At 63.2% G+C, this 2,373-nt stretch carries 3 protein-coding genes; all 3 read right to left on the bottom strand.

Features of this window, described 5'->3' with window-relative positions; all coding sequences use genetic code 11:
* Positions 1-45: 45 nt before the first annotated feature.
* The 3 genes from VJ604_RS11525 to VJ604_RS11515 all read right to left on the bottom strand — a co-directional run bounded on the left by VJ604_RS11525 (position 46) and on the right by VJ604_RS11515 (position 2,291).
* Positions 46-1,125 carry a cobalt-precorrin-5B (C(1))-methyltransferase gene (locus VJ604_RS11525; protein WP_324082597.1) on the bottom strand — a complete coding sequence of 360 codons (1,080 nt, stop codon included), beginning with the start codon at positions 1,123-1,125 and terminating at the stop codon, positions 46-48.
* A 144-nt stretch (positions 1,126-1,269) separates the two neighbouring features.
* Entirely contained in the window at positions 1,270-1,908 is a 639-nt protein-coding gene (locus VJ604_RS11520; RefSeq protein ID WP_324082595.1) for a precorrin-8X methylmutase, read from the bottom strand.
* Entirely contained in the window at positions 1,908-2,291 is a 384-nt protein-coding gene (locus tag VJ604_RS11515; RefSeq protein WP_324082594.1) for a sirohydrochlorin chelatase, read from the bottom strand. The genes VJ604_RS11520 and VJ604_RS11515 overlap by 1 nt, the downstream gene beginning before the upstream one ends.
* Positions 2,292-2,373 lie beyond the last annotated feature (82 nt).

Genomic DNA, 2,373 nt, shown 5'->3' with positions numbered 1-2,373 from the left:
ATAAAGGGGGGACAGGGGGGATTGCTCGTGACTTTCTTTTTGCTTCTACCCGAAGTACAGCTGTTCCCCGTCATAACCTGCCAGGAAGATACGGACCTCCACCTCCGGTGCGAGGGCCGCAGCTACCTGCGCAGCCTTCCTGCAGACCAGCTCGATCAGCCTGGGATCGTTCCCGGATTCCTCCAGCAGGTGCCGCGCCGTGTTGGCGCTCCTCGCCACGGGCTCCAGGTGCGAGAGCTCCGGCGACTCCTTGAGCCAGCCGGCGACGACGCCGAGATCGAGTTCCGAGGAGGTGACGTGGGTCTGATCGTGGCCGCAGGCGATCTTCACCAGCTTGGCAAATTGCCCCGCCACGATCACCTGGGGGACGAACCGTTCAGCGCAGCTCCTGATGGAGTAACCGAAATGGTCTCCCATCATGATGAAGGATTCCTCTTTGATGCCTTGCATGCCGCAGAGGTGCTTTTGGGCTGCCATCTCCGAGGTCCGCCCGGTGGAGAGGACCACCACCTTGCTGCCGCAGGCCCGCGCGACGCTGACGGAGGCGTCGACCGTGTCGGTCCAGGCCTTGGTGGAGATCGGTTTGACGATGCCGCTGGTCCCCAGGATGGAGAGGCCGCCGACGATGCCCAGCCGTTCGTTGATGGTTTTCTTGGCCAGCTCTTCGCCGTTGGGGATGCTGATGGTAATGGTGAGGGTGGCCGGGACGCAGCGGAGGGCGAAGACCTCCTTCACCACCTCGGTGATCATCCTGCGCGGCACGGGGTTGATCGCCCACCCCCCGACCGGCACGGCGAGGCCGGGCTTGGTCACCTTGCCGATGCCGACGCCCCCCTGGATGATGGTGCGATGCTTGGTGAAGAAGTCTATCTGCACATGCGCGTGGATCTCGGCGCCGTTGGTCACGTCCGGATCGTCGCCGGCGTCCTTCACCACGTAGCAGGACGCGGTGTTTTCGTGCAGACGGCCCCCCTCGATGGCAAACTGCGCGGTCTCGCCACAAGGAAGCCGCAGCTCCACTTCAGGCACCATGACCTGGTCACGCAGCATCTGGGCCGCGGCCTTGACGGCGGCGGCAGCACAGGAGCCGGTGGTGTAGCCGTATTTTAGGGTTTTCCCGTTCATAGCCTCAATCCAATGGGTCCGCTTACCGTGCTTCTTTACAGCCAGACATTGAATTCGTCATGTTTCAAGCCGAAGGAGGTCATGCTTCTCCTTCGTCGCTTGCGGCCGGGGCTCCCTTGCCCTGGCCCTGACGGTGACGGGAAATCAGCCGGCAGCCTGGATCAGGATGGCGTTCATCACCGCGGCGGCGACGTTCGACCCACCCTTTCTGCCGACATTGGTAATAAAGGGGAGCTCCGGGTATTCCCGGCCCAACTCCCGCAGCGCCCCCTTGCTCTCGGCGGCGCCGACAAATCCTACCGGCAGCCCCACGATCAGCTTGGGGGCTACCTCCTTGGCCCGGATCAACCGAATCAGCTCGAAAAGAGCAGTGGGGGCGTTGCCGATCACGAAGATGCCGTTTTTGGCGTCGCCCGCCCCCTTGCGCATGGCCAGGATGGAGCGGGTGACCTGCAGTTCCTTGGCCTGGGCGGCGACCTCCGGGTCCGCCACGAAGCAGGAGACCGGTGCGCCGAACTGGGCGAGCCGCTGCTTGTTGATCCCGGAGATGATCATGGTGGTATCGGTGACGATGCCGCAGCCGCTTCTCAGCGCCTCGATGCCGCTCTGGATGGCGCCTCCGGAGATCTGCATGGTGCGGGCATATTCGAAGTCGGCGCTGGTATGGATGGCGCGACGCACAATCGGCCACTCGTTCGCCGACCACCGGTGCGGCCCCAGTTCCTCCTCGATGATCCTGAACGACTCGGCCTCGATCTGCTCGGGGCTCAGGTGCACCGACATCAGTACCACCTTTGCTCGGTCAGGCTCTCGGCGATCCGCTCGACCACGATCTCAGCCAGCTTGTTGTGCACGCCCAGATGCTTGCCGAGCACCATCTCCACGCCGGGATGGCGCTTCTTGGCCTCTTCCAGTTCCTCGGGCAGATCCTCCAGCACGTGGGCACCCATGTAGAGGAAATACGGCACGAGGAGAATCCTGGTGGCACCCTGCGCCACGCAGCTGTCGACACCCTGCTGGATGTTGGGGAGATGCTGCTCGCGGAAGGAGACCTCGACGATCTCGAAATCGGTCATCTTCTTCACGCGTGCCGCGATCTCGCGCGCCGCGTCGTTCGCCTCGGCAATCCTGCTGCCGTGTGCCATCATGAGTATTGCTGTGCTCATCCATTCTCCCTGCAACGGCCAATCACTCTGCTGCAAATATCGATAATGCCCCCCCTGTCCCCCCCTTGATAAAGGGGGGACA

The sequence above is a fragment of the Geomonas sp. genome (genome assembly GCF_035254065.1).
In the GTDB taxonomy this organism is placed as follows: Bacteria; Desulfobacterota; Desulfuromonadia; order Geobacterales; family Geobacteraceae; genus Geomonas.
The sequence above is the reverse complement of the archived record's forward strand: the minus strand, read 5'-3'. Positions and strand labels throughout refer to the sequence as shown.

Excerpts from the sequence above, each read along its gene's own strand:
- VJ604_RS11515 (WP_324082594.1), bottom strand. The coding sequence starts at position 2,291 with ATGAGCACAGCAATACTCATGATGGCACACGGCAGCAGGATTGCCGAG.
- VJ604_RS11525 (WP_324082597.1), bottom strand. The coding sequence starts at position 1,125 with ATGAACGGGAAAACCCTAAAATACGGCTACACCACCGGCTCCTGTGCT.
- VJ604_RS11520 (WP_324082595.1), bottom strand. The coding sequence starts at position 1,908 with ATGTCGGTGCACCTGAGCCCCGAGCAGATCGAGGCCGAGTCGTTCAGG.